Here is a 19,512-nt window from a genome sequence, read left to right as displayed (position 1 = left end):
GCATGGCGCGTTAGCAAAGCGGTTATGCAGCGGATTGCAAATCCGTTTAGTCCGGTTCGACTCCGGAACGTGCCTCCATCTTCTCCTAGTCTCATCCCATAAAGTATTTTCATCACACCAGCCCGGTGTGGATCACTCTGCTCAATATCCTTGCTGCAACAACAGCTGCTCACAGCCCTGTTGCTGCCACTCCCGTTCCAGATAGCGGTTGACCTGCGTCAGGTCCTGTCCCCGGTATTGAAACTGCACTTCGGCTGAGTGTTCGGTCACATCCATCATCTTCTGTTTCAACTGGCCGCATTGCCACATGCTGACGGTCGGCGCTCCCTTGTAGGCCAGCGTGATGCTGTCGGCCTGGTTGAGCTGCCAATCCTGCCATTCCGACCAGAGCAGCAGGCCCAGTATCCCTATGATCGCCATTTCTGCGGGTTTCATCGCACCGACTCCATCTTGAGTGCCAACTCATTAAATCTGGTCGACGGGAGCTGCTTTGCCAGCTTTTGTTACTTGTAAGTTAATCGATGTAACCCAATTTCACTTTAAGGCTTTTAAGGGATCTTTTTGCAAAAAAATGGGAATCTTGGTGTAGTAATCCTACAAATTGTGGAGTAATCTTTGCTCAGTGGTCTTACCAGTAAGGAGTTCTATCATGTTTCATCCCTATTCCCTGACTCAGATAATTCTTCGTCGCATCTATGTGCTGCTGGTGGGTATGCTGGCCTTCCCCGTGATGCTGTTTCGCAGCGATCGGGCCCGTTTCTACAGCTATCTGCACCGGATCTGGAACAAGACCAGCACCAAGCCGGTATGGCTCAAGATGAGCGAGCGTGGCGAGCGGATCTTCTACTAAGTCAGGTTTCAATTGAAAAAGACAGCTGCGGCTGTCTTTTTTGTCATTAAGTATCGGCCGCCGATGCCCGCACGGTGGTATCGTGCCAATCAAACCCCGCCCTCTGGCGGGGTTTTTTATTGCCTGCATCCTGGGTATTGGCGGCGGCAGGGTGGCGCAGTGCACATTTTCATGGCGAAAGAACATTTGAAAGGGGAATGAAATAACCCTTTAAAAACAGTCTGTTGCCAATTGTGTTTTTTATAGATGTGCCGATTTTGCATTTTTTTTGAAATCAATTCGCCGGCGCTCCGGTTCTATGGAGGGCATCCGGTCGTGACCGATCGGGCACACCACACACAATCAGAAGGAACAGAACATGAACGTTAAAAAGAGCACTGCCATCGCTTCCGCCATGACCGGTCTGCTGGCCCTCGGCGCCCAGTTTGTTGCCGCCCCTGCCATGGCGGCCGATGAAAAGGAGAAGTGCTACGGGGTGGTGAAGGCGAGCAAGAACGACTGTGCGACCAAGACCAGCTCCTGCGCCGGTACCGCCAAAATGGATGCTCAGGGTGACGCCTTCGTGGTGGTGCCAAAGGGGCTGTGCGAGAAGCTGGCAGGCGGCTCGCTGCAACCCAAGTAAGGCTGGGTGCCACGGTGTTGCCTCAGGGGCACCGTGGCCTTCTTTTGGCTGGTTTGCAGCGAGGCTTTGCGATGAACCCCTTGATTGGTATTGGATTGCGCACGCCCCATTACGACGAGATATTGCGCACCCTGCCGGCGGTTGGCTGGCTGGAGGTGCACAGCGAAAATTACTTTGAACGCCACAGCCGGGGTTTTCAGGTGCTGAGCGAGCTGGCCAGGCACTATCCCGTCAGCCTGCACGGCGTCGGTATGTCCTTGGGCTCGGCCGATGCACTCGACCTTGAACATCTGGCCAGCCTCTCGGCGCTGGCCCGCGCCATCAAACCGGTGCGCATCTCGGAGCACCTCAGCTGGGGCAGCATTGGGGGGCGCCACTTCAACGATCTGCTGCCGGTCCCCTATACCCAGGAGAGCCTGCTCAACATGAGCGACAAGATCATGCAGGTGCAGGAGGCGCTCGGCTGCCGGCTGCTGATCGAGAACCCCTCTTCATACCTGCAACTGGCGGGGGAGATGCCGGAGTGGGAGTTTCTGGCGGAGCTGCAGCGGCGCAGCGACTGCGCCATCCTGCTCGATCTCAACAACCTCTACGTCAGTGCCTTCAACCATGGCTTTGCATGCCGCGACTATCTGGCCGCCATCGACATCGCTACGGTGGGCGAAATTCACCTGGCCGGTTTTACCGATCAGTCCCTGCCGCAGGGGCACCTCTATATCGATACCCACAGCGCGCCGGTGAGCGAACCGGTCTGGGCCCTCTATGAGGAGATCTGCCGTCAGCGCGCCATTCCCACCCTGATCGAGTGGGACCTCGAGATACCGCCGCTTCCCGTGCTGTTGGCAGAGGCCGAGCGCGCGAGCGCCATGCTGGATGCCGCCATGGCCACCCATCTTGTGTCGGAGGCCGCCCATGTCTGAGCTGGCTCGCCGGCAGCAGCAGTTTGCCGAGGGGCTGCTTGGCCAGAGCGAGGCCATCCTGCCCCACATCCACTCCCGTCTCTTTACGGCGGATGCCGTACTGCAGGTTTATCGCAACCACTTCATCCTGAGCCTTGGCGAGGTGCTGGCGGGCAGCTACCCGGCCGTCAAAGCCATGGTGGGGGAGGCGTTTTTCGACGCTGCGGCGCGCGGCTTCGTGCTGGCAGAGCCGCTCTGCGAAGGGAGCGTGATGCATTACGGCGCCGGCTTTGGCGAGTGGCTTGCCCGGCTGCCGACCACCGCAAATCTGCCCTGGCTGGGGGAGCTGGCCCGCTTCGAGTGGGCACTGGAGCGCACCAGTTTGCTGGCTGCCGAGGGGCGCCACTGGCCGGCCGAGCGGGTAGCCGCCCTGTCGCCAGCAGCCTGGCAGACGCTGGTGCTGATCCCGGCCTGCGATCTGTCTCTGTTTGACAGCCCGCGCCCGGTTGATGCCCTCTGGCAGATGGCTCTGCACGAAGGCGAGACAGTGCAGGATCTGGCGGCTCCCGCCTGGCTAGCCCTCAAGAAACAGCCCGATTGCCGGGTGTTGCCGCTGAGCCTGAACGAAGGAGAGTGGCGCCTGCTGGATGGCTGTCGCCAGGGCATAGCCCTGTCGGCTCTGCTGGCGCGAGACTCGCAGGCTGCAGAGTCTCTGACTCGTCTCGTCACCCTGGGCCTGCTGGTCGATGTGACCTCAACGCTGGAGTAAATTCGATGACAAATCACAAGTGGACACTGATGCAACCGGTGGGCCCCGCCGTTCCCTGGTGGCTGAGCGGCGCCCTGTTGCTGCTGGCCAGGTGTTGGGTGGCGGTGGCCTTCTTTCGTTCCGGCTGGCTCAAGCTGAGCGCCTGGGACAGCACCCTCTATCTGTTCGAATTCGAGTATCAGGTGCCCCTGCTGCCCTGGCAGTGGGCGGCCTGGCTTGGCACGGCCACCGAGCTGCTGCTGCCGGTGCTGCTGCTGGTCGGGCTCTTTACCCGGCCGGTCGCCGCTCTGTTGTTTGCCTTCAACATGGTGGCGGTGATCTCCTATCCCACCCTCTGGGCCGGCGGTTTTTACGATCACCAGCTGTGGGGCTGGATGCTGCTGACCCTGGTTGTCTGGGGCTCGGGGCCACTGGCCTGGGACCAGTGGCGCCTTGCCAGGGGGGCGTGAAGTCTCCACACTGGCGCTTTGTTCAGGCGCCCGCGGGGTGCCTGTTCACCTCAACGAGCGTCACAAGGAGAAGCGCTTATGATCATCCGTCAGGCAACGCAGGCAGACATTCCCGCGCTGGTGACCCTGCGCATGGCACTGTTTTGCGAGGTGGGGGAGCTGAGCGAACCGCTGGCCGACCTCGATCTCTGGCAGGCGACCAGCCGCTACTTCAGCACGGCGCAGGCCGAGGATAGCGCCCGCTCCTGGGTGGCGGAAGTGGATGGCGAGGTGGTGGCGAGTGCGACCCTGGCCCTCTTCGTGCGCCCGCCCTATCCCGGCAACCTGGCGGGAAGGGAGGGCTATCTGCTCAACATGTATACTCTGCCGGCCCACCGCCGGCAGGGGTTGGCCGGCGCCCTGCTGGATCAGATGGCGGACTATGCCAGGGCGCAGCAGCTGGGCCGGGTCTGGCTGCACGCCAGCGACGAGGGGCGCCCGCTCTATGAGCGGATCGGTTTTGTGGCCAATCCCGCTTATCTGGAGTGGCAGCCCGGGTGATCCCTCGCCGGGCCTTGCACGTATCAGGCGCAGGCTGCACTGCGAGCCCCTCGTCGGCTGTGGCAAAATGTCGGCCGAATTCTGATCGCACCACTGTGCTCTACTAAGATCAGCCTCAACAGGCTTGTGCCGGTTCACCCTAGCGCCGAGTCTTGTGCCCGTATCCACCTTGTCAGTACAGAGGTATGACATCCATGTTCAACAACAAGCTGAAGGCGCAGTTGCAGGCCTGCCAGGCACAGCTGGCCGAATCCCAGGGCTTCGTGGAAGCGGTCAAGGAAGGGATCGCGACCATCATGTTCACTCCGGATGGCGAGATCCTGGAGGCCAACCAGCCATTCTTGAACCTGATGGGTTACAGCGCGATGGAGTTGCAGGGGCAGCACCACCGGATGTTTTGCAGCCCGGAGTTGGCTCGCTCTGCCGATTACCAGCAGTTCTGGGCCCAGCTCAAGCAGGGCCGGGTCAAGTCCGGCATCTTCTCGCGCCTCAACAAGCGGGGCGAGGTGGTCTGGCTGGAGGCGAGCTACTTCCCGGTCAAGTCGCAGGGGCGGGTGACTCAGGTGATCAAGATCGCCAGCGACGTCACCGCCAAGCATCAGCAATTGCTGCGTCAGGAAGCGGTCACCAAGGCGCTGGAACGTTCGCTGGCGATGATCGAGTTCACCCCCAATGGCGACATCATCTCGGCCAACGCCAACTTCCTGAGCTGTGTCGGATATACCTTGAGCGATCTCAAGGGACGCAATCACCGCATGTTCTGCGATGACGCCTTCTATGAAGAGCACCCCCGCTTCTGGGAGGAGCTGGCACAGGGCCAGTTCAAGTCCGGGCTCTTCTTGCGGCGCAACAGCCACGGCGAGGTGATCTGGCTGGAGGCCACCTACAACCCGATCCGCGACGAGAGCGGCAAGGTGAGCCGGGTCATCAAGTTTGCCAGCGACATCACCGAGCGGGTCACCAAGAGCCATGCGGTGCGCGATGCAGCCCAAGTGGCTCATGCCACGGCGCAGGAGACCCTGCGCAGTGCCGAGCAGGGGGCGGATCTGCTGCGCTCTGTGGTGGACACCTCGTCGCTCATTAGCGAGCAGGTGGACAAGACGATACTGCTCATCAACCAGCTCAACGAGCAGTCCAAAAGCATCGAGGCCATTGTCTCCACCATCAGCAGCATCGCCGATCAGACCAATCTGCTGGCCCTCAATGCGGCCATCGAGGCGGCCCGGGCCGGGGATCAGGGGCGCGGTTTCGCAGTGGTAGCCGATGAGGTGCGCCAGCTGGCGGCACGCACGTCCCTCTCCACCGACGAGATTGCCAAGGTGGTGCAGAAGAACCGCGAGCTGACCGCCAAAGTGACCGACGACATGGCCAGGGTGGCCGGCAGCGCCGAGCTCGGCAAGCAGCAGATCGACAAGGTCAACGAGGTGATGGCGGAGATCCGGCAGGAGGCCAACAACGTCTCGGCGACCGTTTCCAGCCTCTCCATCTGATGCCGTTCAGGGGGCCTGCCTCGTGAGAGGCAGGCTGTCATCCTGGCCGTTATTTCGACAGGCTGTATGAATGGTGAGCAGTCGATATCCCAGTCTGAACCCCCGCTGTATCGCGCCCTGCTTGTGAATTGCCCGCCGGTGGCGGCCTGTTTAGGCTTGCCGCCTCATTATTTCTGGAGCAAGCGAAGACGATGGCAACGAGAAGACATGGCAGGGCACTGGCGCTGCTGGCGGGCATGGTGGCAAGCGTGGGGTTGAGCGGCTGCATGGGGCAGATGGGGCTCTCCTCCATGGTGACCAAGGGCAACCTCAGCGTGGTGGACAACCGTTACGGTCGGGCCGGGGTCTTCGTCCTGCTCTCGCCGGTGTACGGCCTGGCGGCCACCGCCGATCTGTTCGTGTTCAATACCATCGAATTCTGGTCTGGCAAGAACCCCATCACCGGCAAGTCGCCGGCGCTGGTGGATCAGAAGCTGGATGCCCTGATCAAGGTCAATCAGCACCTGGATCCGTCCCTCAACAAGGTGCCGCTGGCCATGCTGCCGCAAGGGGTGCGCGAGGTGGAGGTGAGCTACCCGGACGAGCGCACCGCCCAGATGGAGGTGCACTACCTGGACGGGCGCAGCAGCCTGATGCGTGGCGAAAAGCGCGGCGAGCTGCTGGACATCTACTTCGACGGCCGGCTGGTGTCGACCCTGACCCCGGCCCAGCTGGAGGAAAAAGCCCGGACTGGCAGCGCCGAGGCGTAAATTCATCTGAATCCAGATCTATTCCTCTCGGGATAAGGTATACCTAGTCAGCAGGCAAGATCGCCATGATGTCCAAGGGAGCAGGCTATGACGGTGAATGGATTGCGGTTGGCAGAGTTGATTGGTTCCCTCAGTCATGCACTCGACATGACCGAGGGACAACCAAGAGGGCACTGCATTCGCTGTTGCTGGATAGGTTCCCGGCTGGCCGAGCGGCTGGCGCTGGATGCCCGGCAGCGCCATGATCTCTATTACATGCTGCTGCTCAAGGATCTGGGGTGCAGCAGCAATGCGGCCCGTATCTGCGAGCTCTATCTCACCGACGATCTTCACTTCAAACGCGACTTCAAGCTGGTGGATGGCTCCCTCTCCGAGGTGGTCAACTTCGTGCTGGGCCACACCGGCCTGCAGGCGGATCTGCTGGGGCGTTTTCGCAGCCTGTTCCACATCTTTCGCAATGGCGATCAGATAGCCAACGAACTGATCCAGACCCGTTGCCACCGGGGGGCGGACATCGCTCGCCAGTTGCGGTTCAGTGAAGAGGTTGCCGCCGGCATCCTCTCTTTGGATGAGCACTGGAACGGCAAAGGTCGGCCGTTGCAACTGGCCGGTGACGCGATTCCGCTCTTCTCTCGCATAGCGCTGCTCTGCCAGGTGGTGGATGTGTTTCACGCTACTGCTGGCCCGGATGCCGCCCTCAAAGAGCTGCGCGAGCGCAGCGGCAGCTGGTTTGATCCTCAATTGGTTAGCGAGTTTGAGGCGTTGGCGGATGACGACTTTTGGCAAGGACTGGCGGATCCCAGGTTGGCTGAGTGGGTGTTCGTTCACCCGGCCGGGCAGGGGGAAGTCGCTCTGGATGAAGATTATCTGGACGAGATCGCGGCGGCGTTTGGCCAGGTGGTGGACTCCAAAAGTCCCTACACCGCTGGTCATAGTGGCCGGGTGGCGCTCTATACCGACATCCTCGCCACCCAGATGGGCTTGTCCGAACAGCGACGACGCTGGCTCAAGCGTGGCGCTCTGCTCCACGACGTGGGCAAGCTGGGGGTGAGCAACGCCATTCTCGACAAGCCGGGCAAGCTGGATGCGCAGGAGTGGGCCGCCGTGCAGATGCATGCCGCCTATACCGAGGAGATCCTGAGTCGCATAGGGGCGTTCGAGGAGCTGGCGCAAGTGGCGGGGGCCCACCATGAGCGCCTCGATGGCAAGGGTTACCCCAAAGGATTGAAAGGGGACGAGATAGCCTTGGAGACCCGCATCATCACCACGGCCGACATTTTTGATGCCATCACGGCCAAACGCCCCTATCGCGGTGCCATCCCGGTGCCCCAGGCGCTGGAGATGATGGCCGAGACACTGGGGTCGGCCATTGATCCAGACTGCTTTGCTGCCCTGCAGGCGGGGATCCAGGATTTTTCCCTCTACCTCCCGTTCGAGCAGCCGCTGGCAAACGCCAGTTAATGTTGGTGCCATATCGGGCCTCAAGTTATTGGCCTTTTAACGACAACGCCCCGCTTTGCGGGGCGTTTTGCTATGGGTGGTTCTGGCTGCGGGGAGGGTGCATCACCAGGCCCAGCAGCCGGCGCAGGTGGGTGAGCTGTTCGGTGAGTTGCAGGTTGAGCCACAGATAGCCGCTGATGGCGGCCTCGCCGCCGGCGTCGATCCGCACCCGGCCGGCCGCCTCCTGCAGACGGCTGATGGCCAGCTCCGAGCCCTGCAGCTCGCCGCTCTTGAGCATCAGCGCCAGCTCGCTCATCAGCGCCTCGGTTGCCTGCTGGCAGGCGCGCAGCTCCGGGGTGCTCTGCATCAGAAAGTGGCTCTGGCGATCGCGCCAGTAGGTATTGGCCAGCATCTCCAGGGTGCAGAGGGTGTTGCGCATGGTGGTCTGGATCGCTTCGAACAGGGCGCTGCCAAGGCGGGTCTCCTTGACCGCCGGGGTCAGCAGCGGGCGCAGACTCACCATCTTGGAGAGCAATCTGGCGTGGCTGTGGGCGAGGCGTGGCCGCTCCAGCACGTTGGGGGATAGGTGGGTATGATAGAGCCGCTGGGCCTGCTGCAGGGTGTCGTGCATCTGTAGTCGCCAGTGGCTGTAGGCGCGCTGGGGATAGATGCTGCAAAACAGCAGCGCCAGCAATGAGCCCAGGATCACGTCGGCACTGCGCCACAGGGCGGTTTCGATGTCGCCGGGCATGGCCCCCATGGTGACGCCGAGGGTGATGCCGATGAGCAGCCCCACGTAGGGGCGCTTGCCAAGCGCCAGATAGCCGCACAGAAACATGATGCAGCCGCACCACAGCAGCATCAGCGGCAGGGAGTAGAGCTCGAGATAGAGCGCCACCACCCCGCAGCTGGCGCCGAAGATGGTGCCGACCACCCGCTGCAGCGCGCGCGACAGCACATTGCCCCAGAACGAGATGGGGCCCATCACCACCACCAGGGTGATGAGGGGCCAGGTGCTTTCCGGCAGCTTGAGCTCGCGGGTCAGCAGAAAGGTGAGCATGAAGGCGAGCGCGATGCGCAGGCCGTGGACGATGCGGTAGTGACCGTAGATCAGCAGATCGAGTCGGGAGAGGGGGGCATTCAGGCGCAAGGGACAAGCCTCGGATTCATGGGGGCAACCACCCCGCCACGCCCGGCGGGGTGGACACCGGTATCAGGCCACTCGTCCCTGGAGTGGGTGGATCCAGACCCGCTCGCCGACCGCGATGGCGGGCTGGGCGGGGACGATTTCAATCAGGCAGTTGGCATCGCTCATGGAGCTGAGAATGCCGGAGCCCTGCGGCCCTGTAGTGCGCACCCGCAGCACGCCGCTGGCATCCTGATGGAAGACGCCGCGCAGAAACTCGGTGCGGCCAGGGCGGCTCTGCATCTGCTGCTCGGCCAGCGCCGACAGGCGCAGCGGCTGCCAGACCCGGCCCTGCAGGCGGGCGATGGCGGGCTCGACGAATTGCAGGAAGCAGACCATGGCGGCCACCGGATTGCCGGGCAGGCCGAAGAAGGGGGTCGTCCCCAGCTTGCCAAACGCCAGCGGTCGGCCCGGCCGCATCTGGATGCGCCAGAAGGCGATCTGGCCAAGCTCGGCCAGCACCTGCTTGATGAAGTCGGCATTGCCCACCGACACCCCGCCCGAGCTCAGCACCAGGTCGGCATCGGCCGCGGCCTGTGCCAGCTGTTGGCGCAGGATGGCGGGATCATCGGGGATGATGCCAAGGTCCATCACCTCGCAGCCAGCCCCGGCGATGAGCGCCATCAGGGTGAAGCGGTTGCTGTCGAAGATGTGGCCGGGGGCGAGCGTCTCGCCCGGTGCCTGCACCTCGTCGCCGGTACTGAACAGCGCCACCTTGAGCGGCGCGCGTACCGTCAGCGTTGCCTGCCCCAGAGAAGCCGCCAGCCCGAGCTGAGGGGCGCCGAGGCGGGTACTGGCCGCGATGGCGACCGCCCCCAGCGCCAGATCTTCCCCAGCCTGGCGCACGTTCTGCCCCGCCTTGACGGGGGCGTTGACGCTGACCCACTCACCCTCAATGTGAGTCTCTTCGCGCATCACCACGGTGTCGACGCCGGGGGGGAGCGGGGCGCCGGTCATGATCTGCACCGCCTGTCCCGCCAGTACCGGCGCGCTGCGCGGCTGACCCGCCAGCACTTCTCCCACCAGCTGCCAGTGGCCGGCGGCGAGATCGTCGCTGCGCAGGCCAATGCCGTCCATCGCCGAGTTGGCGTGGGGCGGCACATTGATGGGGCTGACGAGATCCCCCGCCAGCACGGCGCCGTGGCAGCGGGCGAGTGGCAGGTCGATGCTGCGGGTAGAGGGGGCGAGTGCATCAAGAATGGCCTGACGCGCCCCCTCGACCGACAGAAAGCCGTTGCCAGCCTCCTGCTCCCGCGTCTGACTCTCTTTGAGCCAGTGGCAGACGAAGTCGGCGATGGCGTCCAGATCATTGATGTCGAGCCGGGGCAGGGCGGTCTCTGTGGGCTGATCGCTGGCCACGGCAATGATGTCGCGATCAAGCGGGAACAGCAGCGGCTTGCCGATGGCGGCGCGGTGCAACTCGATTTTCGGGAAGTGCTCGTGCTTGAACCCTTCCACCAGCAGCAGGTCGAGGCTGCGCTGATCGAAGCTGGCCAGCAGCTCGCGAAAATCAGCCTCACCCAGATCGGTCTCGATGATGCGGGCGTGACGGCGGCGGGAGGCCACCATCATCTGGCTGGCACCGGCCTGGCGCAGGCGGTGGCTGTCTTTGCCCGGCTGGTCGATGTCAAAGTCGTGGTGGGCGTGCTTGAGCACCCCGAGGCGCAGGCCGCGGCTCACCAGCAGGGGGATGAGCTGCTCGAGCAGGGTGGTCTTGCCGGTGCCGCTCCAGGCGGCAAAGCCGAGCAGAGGCAGGGTGGGGGCCGGGGTCATGAGGTGGCTCCTTGTCCGGTAGTGGCGTCTGGCAGGCGCGCCTCGTAGGCGGCCAGCTCGTCCGGGCTGTTGAGATTGATGAAGGCATCCGGCTGGTCGGCAAAGCTCACCACCGCCATCTGGTGGCGGGCAAACCAGATATCGATTTTGCGCTCTCCCTCGGCCAGCGCGGCGGACAGGGAGGGGAGCAGGGACTTGTGCAGCAGGGCCACCACGGGTTGCAGCCAGTCGCCGTCATGGGCCACCACCAGCTCGGTCGCCGGGGTCAGGGCGGCGCGAAAGCGCGCCATCAGATCGCGGGGCAGGGCAGGGCCGTCGCAGGGCACGAACAGCACCCAGTCGTGGCGGGCGGCGGCAAGGCCGGCCTGCATGCCCGCTAGCGGGCCGAGATAGTCGGGGTTGTCGTCGCCGATGACCGGGGCCAGCGCCTGGTAGCGGGCCTGGCTGCGGTTGGCGTTGATCAGGATCTCGTCAACCTGGGGCCTCAGTCGGTCAAGCACGTGGTCGATGAGCGGGCGGCCCGCCAACTCGACCCAGCCCTTGTCGGCGCCCCCCATGCGGGTGGCACGGCCGCCGGCCAGCACCACGGCGGAGACGGGAAAGCGGTCAGTACGAGGTTCGCTGTTTGAGGTCATGTCGCTCGATGATTTTCAAAGGAGTGGGTTCGTGCAGCCGGCCCCGGGCGAGGGTCCATTGCCGCTCGCACAGGTCTGTCAGATCGTTGCTCTGGTGGCTGATGATGACCAGGCCGCTGCCCTGTTCCCGCAGATCTTGCGCCATGGCGGCCATCAGGGCAACCGAATGTGCATCCAGATTGGCGGTGGGCTCGTCCATCAGCAAAAAGGCGGGCTGCAGCGCCCAGGCGCGGGCCATGGCCAGCCGTTGGCGCTCGCCGCCAGACAAAATGCTGATGTGCTCCCGTGCCAGCCCCTCCAGCTCGACCCGGCGCAGCGCCTCGAACACCCGTACCTCGTCGGCGGCGCGATGGCCGAGGGCCCAGGCCACGTTGTCGTGCACGCTGCGATCAAACAGGTAGGGGGTCTGGTGCAGGTAGGTGACCCGGCCCGGCCCCGGATCGCGCTTGAGCCACTGACCGAGCTTGCCGCGCCAGCCAGAGGGGAGGTTGGTGTGGCCCCGGGTCGGGGTGAGCAGGCCGGCCAGGATCTTGAGCAATGTGGTCTTGCCCACCCCGTTCGCGCCGCGCAGCCAGATGGCGTCGCCGGCCGCGATGGAGAGCTGCTCAATCTGGAACAGGTCGCGCTCGCCAAAGCGCATCATCAGCTGGTGGGCGGTCAGGGCCATGGCGTACTCCGGTGGATGGACGGTGGGGGCATGGTCGGTTCTTCACATAACCGTGACCGCGACAGCGGTGGGGTCAGCAGCATTTGGTTATGGATAATAGTGCGCTGCGCCATGGTCAGTTCTTCAGATAGCTGTGACCACGGCATGCGGTCAGCAACAGGTTGAGCAGCAGGGCCAGGGCCAGCAGCACGATGCCGAGTGCCACCCCCTGGGTGAAGGCCCCTTTCTGGGTCTCCAGCGCGATGGCGGTGGGGATGTTGCGGGTGAAGTGCAAAATGTTGCCCCCCACCATCATGGAGCAGCCCACCTCGGTGACGATGCGGCTGAAGGCGCCGATCACCGCCGCCAGCAGGCCGAAGCGGCACTCGCGCATCAGCCCGAGCAGCGCCTTGGGCCAGGAGAGCCCCAGGGTGCGGGCGGTCTCCCAGGCGCGCCTATCGCTTTGCACGAACGCGGCGTGGGCCATGGTGGCGATCACCGGAAAGGCGATCAGCATCTGCCCCACCACCATGGCCTGCTGGGTGAACAGCATCTTCCAGTCGCCGAAGGGGCCGGCCCGCGACAGCAGCATGTAGAGCAAGAGGCCAATCACCACGGTCGGTACCGACTGCAGGGTATTGATGCAGGAGAGCCAGAGCCAGCGCGCCGGGATCGGCAGATAGGCCAGCGCGAAGCCGAGCAGCAGGGCCGGCAGCAGCACCAGCCCGAGCGCGAGGCCCGACACCGAGAAGGAGACCCCCACCACCTGCCACAGCTCGGCGTCGCCGCTGAACAGCAGCGCCAGGGCGGCCAGTGTGGTTTCGATCAGGGTCGGCACCGGGCGCCTCCGTCATTCAAGGTGGCGAGGGGCGCCAGGGGCTGGTCGAGCAGGGGCGGCCGTGGCATCACTGCGGCTTGGCGTCGGCCACGAACAGCGGCTGGCCGGCCACCTTGAAGTCACCGATAAGCTGCTGACCATGCTGGGAGACCAGCCAGTTCTTCAGGGTGCGGGCCCCTTCGGTGTTGAGATCCGGGTAACGCTTGGGGTTGACCAGGATCACTTGGTAGGGGTTGAACAACCGCTTGTCCCCCTCCAGCAGCACGGCGAGATCCAGCTTGCTCTGGTAGGCGAGCCAGGTGCCGCGGTCGGTCAGGGTGTAGGCACCCAGCTCCGAAGCCATGGTCAGGGTCGGCCCCATGCCCTGGCCGATGGACTTGTAGCCGGCGAACTCAGGCTTGACGTCGGCCGCCTGCCACAGGGTCTTCTCCTTGATGTGGGTGCCGGACTCGTCCCCGCGGGAGATAAAGGTCTGCCCCTTCTCCTTGATGGCCTGCAGCGCCTTGGCGGCGTCGTGCAGCTTGCCAAGACCGGCCGGATCTTTCGTCGGGCCGACGATGACGAAGTCGTTGTACATCAGGTGCTCAGGCTCGATGCCAAAGCCCGCCTCGACGAAGGCCTTCTCGGCAGAGGGAGCGTGGGTCATCACCAGATCCGCGTCGCCGTTCTCGCCCATCTTCAGGCTCTGGCCGGTACCGGCCGCCATCACCTGCACCGGGTAGCCGGTCTCCTTGGTGAATTGGGGCAGCAGCCAGCCCAGCAGGCCGGACTGTTCGGTGCTGGTGGTGGTGGCGAGGCGGATGGGTGCCTTGGTCTCGGCATGGCTGGCAGCGCTCCAGAGCGGCAGGCTGAGCAGCAGGGCGGAGGAGAGGGCAAGGGCGAGGCGTTTGCGCACTGTGGCTGTGATCATGATGTCAGGGTACCCGGTGATGGAGAGAGGGCAGGACTAAGCAAGCAGGGTGCCAAGCTGACCGCGAGCCTTGTTCGGCCCGGTTTTTAATGTGAAAACAGTCGGTTAAGCGCACTAATTGCGTGATGGCACCGTCGCTTTTAATAAACGGAGTTGGCACTTGGGGCCGGTTAGCGACAAAATGTCCCACAGTTTATAAGGTCGGTGGGACAATCCCGGAACCTTGTTGAATCTGAGGTACTTTTTTCATGACTGCACCCGCCAGCCGCTGGTCCGCCCTCTCCTTGCTCATCGTCGACGACGAACCAGGCATGCGCAGCTTCCTCGCCAAGGCGCTGGCCCGCCGCTTCGCCCAGATAGAGACGGCCGCCAGCGTGGAGGAGGCCGAAGCCCTGCGTTGCCGCCTGCATTTCGATCTCATCATCGCCGACATCCGCCTGCCGGGGCGCTCCGGCATCGAGTGGCACGAGGCCATCGATCCCGCCACCCGGCGCAGCGACATCATCTTCATGACCGGCTTTGGCGACATGGAGACGGCCCTCAAGGCGTTGCGGCTCGGCGCCAGCGACTTCATTCTCAAACCCTTCAACCTGGATCAGATGGTGCAGGCGGTGGACCGGGTCATCGAGCGCCGCCAGATGGAGCGGGAGAACCTGCTGCTGCGCCGGGAGGTGAGCAAGCTGTTCCCGCCCACCCTGATCGGCGACAGCGCCAAGACCCGCGAGCTCAAGACGCTGATCGCCCGGGTCGCCCCCTCCAACGCCGCCGTGCTGGTGGAGGGGGAGTCCGGCACCGGCAAGGAGCTGGTGGCCCGCGCCCTGCACCAGCTCTCTGGCCGGGTGGGGGCCTTCGTGCCGCTCAACTGCGCCTCCATCGCCCCCGAGCTGCTGGAAAGCGAGCTGTTCGGCCACGTGCAGGGGGCCTTTACCGGCGCCCGCAAGGGGCGCGACGGCCTGTTCCGGGTCGCCCACCAGGGCACGCTGTTTCTGGACGAGATCGGCGAGATGCCGCTCGCCATGCAGGCCTCCCTGCTGCGGGCGCTGGAGCAGAAAGCCATCCGCCCGGTGGGGGCCGAGCGGGAACTTTCGGTGGACGTGCGTATCGTCGCCGCCACCAACCGCAACCTGAAGGCGGAGGTGGAGGCGGGCCGTTTTCGTGAAGACCTCTTCTATCGCCTCAACGTGGTGGCGCTGCCGGTGGCCCCCCTGCGCGAGCGGATCGATGACATCCCCGCCCTGGTGCACCACTTCACCCGCCAACTCACTGCCGAGATGGGCATGGGCGCCCTGCACTGGACCCACGAGGACGTAGTAGCCATGCAGGCCTACCCCTGGCCCGGCAACGTGCGCGAGCTGCGCAACCTCATCGAGCGCTGCCTGCTGCTGGGCAAGCCGCCTGCCGAATACTGGCAGAGCGCCAAGCCGGCCGAGTCGGCGCGGGGCGAGGAGGGCTATCCGTTGGAGTGGGCGCTGGCCGAGGTGGAGAAGGCTCACATCCTGCAGGTGGTGGCGAGCCATGATGGCAACAAGTCGGCCGCCTCCCGGGTGCTCGGGGTGGCGCGCAAGACCCTGGAGCGCAAGTTCAAGGAGTGGGCCATCGAATGAGCCGGCTCGCCCCTTGCCGCCGGAGTGAGTCATGAGGCTGGCGCAGATCCCGTGGTTGCTCAGAACCAAGGTGCGCTGGCGTCTGCTGCTGCTCACCTCGGTGCCCATCATGCTGACTTTGGCCGGCATGATAGGACTGACCCTCTACTGGACCCTCACCTACAGCTGGCAGAATCTGCTCACCACGGTGCGCAGCGACCTTGGCGTGGCACACCACGCGGTGAGCGTGCAGCAGCAGCGCCAGGCCGAGCACCTCGAGCACCTGCGCGATGCCTGGGCCTTCCAGCTGCAGCTGCGCGAATCTCCCGCCCGCTTGCGCCAATGGGTGATGCCGCTCGCCGCCAACTACGGCCTCGATTTTTTGCGCCTGCGCAGCGGCAGCGAGCTGGATCTGCTGCCAGCGCAGGATCGCGCGGCCCTCGCCGCCGGGCGCAGCGTCAGCCACTTCGTGGTCTGGTCGCGGGAGCAACTGCTGGCGCTCTCGCCGGCGCTGGCCAGCCGTGCCGTGCTGGAGCGGGAATATGATCCGGTGGCGGGGCAGGAGACCCGCGGCCTGGTCAGCCTCTCGCTGACCCCGGTGATGGGGCGGGACGGCAGCCTCTGGGGCGTGCTGGAGGGAGGCGAGCTCATCAACGGCAGCACCCGGCTGGTGGACGAGCTCAAGGGCCAGGTGTTCGCCAAGAACACCCTGCCGGCCGGCAGCATCGGCACCGTCACCCTGTTTCTCGGCGATCTGCGAGTGAGCACCAACGTGCCCGCCAGCAGTAGTCGCCAGCTGGGGCGGGCGGTGGGCACCCGGGTGTCGGCGCCGGTGCGCGAGCAGGTGCTGGGCCGCGGTGAGCCCTGGATTGATCGCGCCTTCGTCCACGACGCCTGGTATGTGTCGGGCTACGAGCCGCTCTTGGGCGCCAATGGTGAGCGCATCGGCATGCTCTACGTCGGTTTTCTCGAGTGGCCCATCATCCGCACCTACCTCACCAACCTGCTGGAGCTGGGCTCCGGCGTGGTGGTGTTGCTGCTGCTCTCCGGCCTGCTGGTCTATCGCGGCGCGCGGGACTTGTTCACCCCCATCGAGCGGATGCACAAGGTGGTGCGTCAGGTGCAGGCGGGTCAGCCGGCCCGCATCGGCGTGCTGGCTCTCGACCCCGATCACGAGCTGGCCCAGCTTGGTCGCCAGTTCGACGCCATGCTGGATCAGCAGGCGGCGCACCAGCAGCAGCTGGCCCGCAGCGCCGATGAGCTGGAGCAGAAGGTGGCCGAGCGTACCCAGAGCCTTGAGCAGAAGACCGCCGAGCTCGAGCACCACATCCACATGCTGACCCAGGCCCGCCAGCAGTTGCTCATCAGCGAGAAGCTGGCGGCCCTCGGCGAGCTCTGTGCCGGGGTGGCCCACGAGATCAACAACCCGCTGGCGGTGATCCTCGGCAATGTGGAGCTGATGAAACTGGAGCTGGGGGAGGCGGCCGCGCCGGTGAGCGAGGAGCTGGCGCTGGTGCTGGCCCAGATCGAGCGCATTCGCGCCATCACCCGCAGCCTGCTGCAATATTCCCGCCCCGGCGATTACGAGACGGCGCCGGTGTGGCAGCATCTCACCCCCATCATCGAGGAGAGCCTGACCCTGGTGCGCTCCGCCCTGCGCCAGCAGCAGGTGAACCTGGTGGCCGATCTCAGGGCCCAGCAGCCCATCGAGGCGGATCGCCAGCAGCTGCTGCAGGTGCTGATCAACCTCTTGGTCAACGCCAGCCATGCGCTGGGGGAGCAGGGGGAGATCCGGGTCGAGAGCCGCGACTGGCTGGATGACGCCGGCCAGTTGCAAGGGGCCGAGGTGCGGGTCATCGACAACGGCAGCGGCATCGAGGCAGCCATCATCGACAAGATCTTCGACCCCTTCTTCACCACCCGCGCCACCGGCACCGGGCTGGGGTTGGCCCTGAGCCACCGCATCATCAGCCGCTGGGGCGGGGAGCTGTTGGTAGACTCCACCCCGGGGCAGGGCAGCTGTTTTACCATCCGCCTGCGCAGCCACGCCCGGCTGGCCAGCGGCGGCGAGCGCGACCGGCTGGAGGGGTGGCGCATCGCCCTCAACGCCGAGGGGCGTGAGGCAAGCGTCGAGCCCCAGTCATGACGACATCATAAAAAGCCCGCCGAACTTGAAGGGCACGTATTGCCCTCAACGGGGAGGGGGGTGGCTGTCGAGCTTCAGAGTGAGGCACAAAAAAGCCCGTCAATATTGGTCTTGGCGGGCTTTTTTACGGGCGAGTGAGGGGATACTTACTGCGGGCTCCACACCAGCTTGCCGCTCTGGGTCAGGTCATAGCCGCCAAGGCGGGCCGCCAGCTCGCGCCCCTCGGGGGATTGCAGCCAGCCGATCAGCTGCTGCAGCAGGGTGCGAAAGAAGACCCCCTGCGGCATCACCAGATCGAAGCACTCCTGGGAGAGCGGCATGAAATCGAGGCCGAACTCGGTGGCGGTGCTCTGGGCGCCGGGCCCGACATCGGCATCGCCGCGGCTGATGGCGGCGGCCAGCTCCCGCTCGCTGTTGACCTCGATAGTGCGCTCGAGCCGGGTCAGCGACTCCCCCTGGGTTTGCAGCCACTCCTGCAGGGCGCGCTGGCTGCCGGCCCCCTCCTGGCGCATGGCCCAGCGCCAGTCGAGCGCCTGTCTCGCCTCTTTCGGTTGCAAGCCCCGGCGCAGCACCAGCCCCTGCACCCGCCGAAATCCATGAACGATCACCCATTGCCGGTGGCCCTGATACTGCTGTACCAGCGCCGGGTGGCGCAGGTGGGCCTCCTCGGCCTGCCCCCAATGGATGGCGCACAAGTCCACATGGCCGCGCGCCAGCATCGCCAGTCCCTGCCGGGTGCCGCACGGGGTGTAGCCCACCAGAGCCTGGGTGCCGAGCTGCTGGGCTAGCCGGCTGCTGGCGTAGTGCAGCAGCACGTCGTCTGAGCCCGCCAGCAGCAGGCGGTCGTTCATCACCCCCTCGTGGCAGCTGCCGAGCAGCCAGCGATCGAGCAGGGAGCGGGGAAACAGCCACTTGCCGGTCGCCTTGGTGGCGGGGATGCGCGCCTCGTTGGCGAGCTGGTAGACCTTCTTCTCGTTGAGATCGAGGTATTCCGCCACCTGCTTCACGTTCATAAACTCGTTCATGGCTTGTTCCTGACCCCTGTGGTGGCCTGTGTGGTGGCGTGATCGAGATACAGCGCGATCTGCTTGGCACTCATCAACTCGTTCATTACCTAGTCCCGCATCCCGCGACCGGCCGAACCGGGCGCCAGCACCGGCGGTTTCTCGTCCAGCACCATATGGTCGTGGCCGCTGAATACCTCGAAGTGGCGCCCCTTGGCGCGGGCAATCATGGTGATGCCGAGCTGGCGGGCCAGATCCAGCCCCATCTGGGTGACGCCGGAGCGCGACAGCAGCACTGGAATGCCCATCTGCGCCACCTTGATCACCATCTCCGAGGTGAGCCGCCCGGTGGTGTAGAAGATCTTGTCGTGGCCAGCCTCGCCGCGCATCCAGAGCTCGCCCGCCAGAGTATCCACCGCATTGTGGCGCCCCACGTCCTCGACAAAGGAGAGGATTTCGCTGCCTCGACAGATGGCGCAACCATGGACGGCACCGGCCATCTTGTAGGTTTCGTTATGGGCCGACAGCGCCTTGAGCAGGGCGTAGAGGGTGCTCTGCTTAAGCTCAGGCGCGGCCAAGACCACCCCTTCGAGCTTTTTCATCACGCTGCCATACATGGTGCCCTGACCGCAGCCGGAGGTGACCGTCTTCTTCTCCAGTGATTTGTCGAGATCGGCGGCCTGCTGGCTGCTCACCACGGCGGCGGCCTCGCTCTCCCAGTCGACGATCACCGACTCGATGGCCGAAATATCCTCGATAAAGCCCTGATTTTTGAGATAACCCAGCACCAGCGCCTCGGGGCGGGCCCCCAGCGTCATCAGGGTTACGATCTCCTTCCAGTTGAGGTAGACCGTCAGTGGCCGCTCACAGGCGATTTGGCGGGTTTGCAGCGTGCCCTGTTCATCCATCACCTCGACGGCCATGGTGAGCTGGGCGGCAGCATTGCTTTTGATAAAGGTCGGTGTCATGGGCCCCTCGCGACC

At 64.6% G+C, this 19,512-nt stretch carries 20 protein-coding genes and 1 tRNA gene; 12 read left to right on the top strand and 9 right to left on the bottom strand.

Features of this window, described 5'->3' with window-relative positions; genetic code table 11:
* Window positions 1-4 precede the first annotated feature (4 nt).
* Window positions 5-78, top strand: a tRNA-Cys gene (locus tag PG900_RS13475).
* Window positions 79-141: 63 nt separating this feature from the next.
* On the opposite strand, the gene PG900_RS13470 is transcribed toward PG900_RS13475, so the two are convergent.
* Window positions 142-435: a hypothetical protein gene (locus PG900_RS13470; RefSeq protein WP_011706880.1), complete on the bottom strand. Its 294-nt coding sequence runs from the start codon at window positions 433-435 to the stop codon at window positions 142-144.
* A 214-nt stretch (window positions 436-649) separates the two neighbouring features.
* On the opposite strand from PG900_RS13470, the gene PG900_RS13465 reads away from it, so the two are divergent.
* The 9 genes from PG900_RS13465 (at window position 650) to PG900_RS13425 (ending at window position 7,829) form a co-directional block, all read left to right on the top strand.
* Entirely contained in the window at window positions 650-850 is a 201-nt protein-coding gene (locus PG900_RS13465) for a YbfA family protein (RefSeq protein WP_011706879.1), read from the top strand.
* Between the two features lie 358 nt (window positions 851-1,208).
* Window positions 1,209-1,472: a BufA1 family periplasmic bufferin-type metallophore gene (locus PG900_RS13460; protein ID WP_016351554.1), complete on the top strand. Its 264-nt coding sequence runs from the start codon at window positions 1,209-1,211 to the stop codon at window positions 1,470-1,472.
* A 71-nt stretch (window positions 1,473-1,543) separates the two neighbouring features.
* Window positions 1,544-2,392, top strand: a complete 849-nt coding sequence (gene bufB, locus PG900_RS13455) for an MNIO family bufferin maturase (RefSeq protein ID WP_252375675.1) — start codon at window positions 1,544-1,546, stop codon at window positions 2,390-2,392.
* A complete protein-coding gene (locus PG900_RS13450; RefSeq protein ID WP_270831604.1) occupies window positions 2,385-3,140 on the top strand; it encodes an HvfC/BufC N-terminal domain-containing protein in 756 nt (251 codons plus the stop codon). The genes bufB and PG900_RS13450 overlap by 8 nt, the downstream gene beginning before the upstream one ends.
* Window positions 3,141-3,145: 5 nt before the next feature.
* Window positions 3,146-3,589, top strand: coding sequence for a DoxX family protein (locus PG900_RS13445; RefSeq protein ID WP_016351551.1), 444 nt, complete (start codon window positions 3,146-3,148; stop codon window positions 3,587-3,589).
* A 78-nt stretch (window positions 3,590-3,667) separates the two neighbouring features.
* Window positions 3,668-4,129, top strand: coding sequence for a GNAT family N-acetyltransferase (locus PG900_RS13440; RefSeq protein WP_016351550.1), 462 nt, complete (start codon window positions 3,668-3,670; stop codon window positions 4,127-4,129).
* 194 nt (window positions 4,130-4,323) lie between these two features.
* Window positions 4,324-5,619, top strand: coding sequence for a methyl-accepting chemotaxis protein (locus PG900_RS13435; protein WP_270831603.1), 1,296 nt, complete (start codon window positions 4,324-4,326; stop codon window positions 5,617-5,619).
* A 128-nt stretch (window positions 5,620-5,747) separates the two neighbouring features.
* Window positions 5,748-6,368 carry a DUF3332 domain-containing protein gene (locus tag PG900_RS13430; RefSeq protein ID WP_017409129.1) on the top strand — a complete coding sequence of 207 codons (621 nt, stop codon included), beginning with the start codon at window positions 5,748-5,750 and terminating at the stop codon, window positions 6,366-6,368.
* An 87-nt stretch (window positions 6,369-6,455) separates the two neighbouring features.
* On the top strand, window positions 6,456-7,829 hold the full coding sequence (locus PG900_RS13425) for an HD-GYP domain-containing protein (protein WP_017409128.1): 1,374 nt from the start codon (window positions 6,456-6,458) through the stop codon (window positions 7,827-7,829).
* Window positions 7,830-7,899: 70 nt separating this feature from the next.
* Here the strand turns inward: PG900_RS13425 and PG900_RS13420 are convergent, their stop codons facing one another.
* From PG900_RS13420 to PG900_RS13395, 6 genes are all read right to left on the bottom strand, one after another.
* Window positions 7,900-8,958, bottom strand: coding sequence for an FUSC family protein (locus PG900_RS13420; protein WP_043121351.1), 1,059 nt, complete (start codon window positions 8,956-8,958; stop codon window positions 7,900-7,902).
* Window positions 8,959-9,021: 63 nt separating this feature from the next.
* On the bottom strand, window positions 9,022-10,767 hold the full coding sequence (locus PG900_RS13415) for a bifunctional molybdopterin-guanine dinucleotide biosynthesis adaptor protein MobB/molybdopterin molybdotransferase MoeA (protein ID WP_270831602.1): 1,746 nt from the start codon (window positions 10,765-10,767) through the stop codon (window positions 9,022-9,024).
* A complete protein-coding gene (gene mobA / locus PG900_RS13410) occupies window positions 10,764-11,402 on the bottom strand; it encodes a molybdenum cofactor guanylyltransferase MobA (protein ID WP_118880736.1) in 639 nt (212 codons plus the stop codon). The genes PG900_RS13415 and mobA overlap by 4 nt, the downstream gene beginning before the upstream one ends.
* Window positions 11,374-12,069 carry an energy-coupling factor ABC transporter ATP-binding protein gene (locus tag PG900_RS13405; protein WP_045527711.1) on the bottom strand — a complete coding sequence of 232 codons (696 nt, stop codon included), beginning with the start codon at window positions 12,067-12,069 and terminating at the stop codon, window positions 11,374-11,376. The genes mobA and PG900_RS13405 overlap by 29 nt, the downstream gene beginning before the upstream one ends.
* A gap of 115 nt (window positions 12,070-12,184) precedes the next feature.
* Window positions 12,185-12,886: an ABC transporter permease gene (locus PG900_RS13400; RefSeq protein WP_043163605.1), complete on the bottom strand. Its 702-nt coding sequence runs from the start codon at window positions 12,884-12,886 to the stop codon at window positions 12,185-12,187.
* Window positions 12,887-12,953: 67 nt separating this feature from the next.
* Window positions 12,954-13,796, bottom strand: a complete 843-nt coding sequence (locus PG900_RS13395) for a substrate-binding domain-containing protein (protein ID WP_270803055.1) — start codon at window positions 13,794-13,796, stop codon at window positions 12,954-12,956.
* A 248-nt stretch (window positions 13,797-14,044) separates the two neighbouring features.
* Between PG900_RS13395 and PG900_RS13390 the strand changes: the two genes are divergently transcribed.
* Together PG900_RS13390 and PG900_RS13385 are read left to right on the top strand one after the other, a co-directional pair.
* On the top strand, window positions 14,045-15,400 hold the full coding sequence (locus PG900_RS13390) for a sigma-54-dependent transcriptional regulator (protein WP_270803057.1): 1,356 nt from the start codon (window positions 14,045-14,047) through the stop codon (window positions 15,398-15,400).
* 31 nt (window positions 15,401-15,431) lie between these two features.
* Window positions 15,432-17,525: a sensor histidine kinase gene (locus PG900_RS13385; RefSeq protein ID WP_270803059.1), complete on the top strand. Its 2,094-nt coding sequence runs from the start codon at window positions 15,432-15,434 to the stop codon at window positions 17,523-17,525.
* A 146-nt stretch (window positions 17,526-17,671) separates the two neighbouring features.
* On the opposite strand, the gene PG900_RS13380 is transcribed toward PG900_RS13385, so the two are convergent.
* Window positions 17,672-18,538 carry a helix-turn-helix transcriptional regulator gene (locus tag PG900_RS13380; protein WP_024944156.1) on the bottom strand — a complete coding sequence of 289 codons (867 nt, stop codon included), beginning with the start codon at window positions 18,536-18,538 and terminating at the stop codon, window positions 17,672-17,674.
* A 101-nt stretch (window positions 18,539-18,639) separates the two neighbouring features.
* Window positions 18,640-19,497: a formate dehydrogenase accessory sulfurtransferase FdhD gene (locus tag PG900_RS13375; RefSeq protein ID WP_270803297.1), complete on the bottom strand. Its 858-nt coding sequence runs from the start codon at window positions 19,495-19,497 to the stop codon at window positions 18,640-18,642.
* Window positions 19,498-19,512 lie beyond the last annotated feature (15 nt).

Origin of the sequence: Aeromonas sp. QDB03 (genome assembly GCF_027707985.1) — a bacterium.
In the GTDB taxonomy this organism is placed as follows: domain Bacteria; phylum Pseudomonadota; class Gammaproteobacteria; order Enterobacterales; family Aeromonadaceae; genus Aeromonas; species Aeromonas hydrophila.
Note: the sequence above shows the minus strand (reverse complement) of the source record. Positions and strands in the feature narration are given on the sequence as shown.

Coding starts and splice junctions, on each gene's coding strand:
- mobA (WP_118880736.1), bottom strand. CDS start 11,402: ATGACCTCAAACAGCGAACCTCGTACTGACCGCTTTCCCGTCTCCGCC.
- PG900_RS13450 (WP_270831604.1), top strand. CDS start 2,385: ATGTCTGAGCTGGCTCGCCGGCAGCAGCAGTTTGCCGAGGGGCTGCTT.
- PG900_RS13445 (WP_016351551.1), top strand. CDS start 3,146: ATGACAAATCACAAGTGGACACTGATGCAACCGGTGGGCCCCGCCGTT.
- PG900_RS13380 (WP_024944156.1), bottom strand. CDS start 18,538: ATGAACGTGAAGCAGGTGGCGGAATACCTCGATCTCAACGAGAAGAAG.
- PG900_RS13415 (WP_270831602.1), bottom strand. CDS start 10,767: ATGACCCCGGCCCCCACCCTGCCTCTGCTCGGCTTTGCCGCCTGGAGC.
- PG900_RS13395 (WP_270803055.1), bottom strand. CDS start 13,796: ATGATCACAGCCACAGTGCGCAAACGCCTCGCCCTTGCCCTCTCCTCC.
- PG900_RS13390 (WP_270803057.1), top strand. CDS start 14,045: ATGACTGCACCCGCCAGCCGCTGGTCCGCCCTCTCCTTGCTCATCGTC.
- PG900_RS13405 (WP_045527711.1), bottom strand. CDS start 12,069: ATGGCCCTGACCGCCCACCAGCTGATGATGCGCTTTGGCGAGCGCGAC.
- PG900_RS13470 (WP_011706880.1), bottom strand. CDS start 435: ATGAAACCCGCAGAAATGGCGATCATAGGGATACTGGGCCTGCTGCTC.
- PG900_RS13385 (WP_270803059.1), top strand. CDS start 15,432: ATGAGGCTGGCGCAGATCCCGTGGTTGCTCAGAACCAAGGTGCGCTGG.
- PG900_RS13460 (WP_016351554.1), top strand. CDS start 1,209: ATGAACGTTAAAAAGAGCACTGCCATCGCTTCCGCCATGACCGGTCTG.
- PG900_RS13435 (WP_270831603.1), top strand. CDS start 4,324: ATGTTCAACAACAAGCTGAAGGCGCAGTTGCAGGCCTGCCAGGCACAG.
- PG900_RS13440 (WP_016351550.1), top strand. CDS start 3,668: ATGATCATCCGTCAGGCAACGCAGGCAGACATTCCCGCGCTGGTGACC.
- bufB (WP_252375675.1), top strand. CDS start 1,544: ATGAACCCCTTGATTGGTATTGGATTGCGCACGCCCCATTACGACGAG.
- PG900_RS13375 (WP_270803297.1), bottom strand. CDS start 19,497: ATGACACCGACCTTTATCAAAAGCAATGCTGCCGCCCAGCTCACCATG.
- PG900_RS13425 (WP_017409128.1), top strand. CDS start 6,456: ATGACGGTGAATGGATTGCGGTTGGCAGAGTTGATTGGTTCCCTCAGT.
- PG900_RS13465 (WP_011706879.1), top strand. CDS start 650: ATGTTTCATCCCTATTCCCTGACTCAGATAATTCTTCGTCGCATCTAT.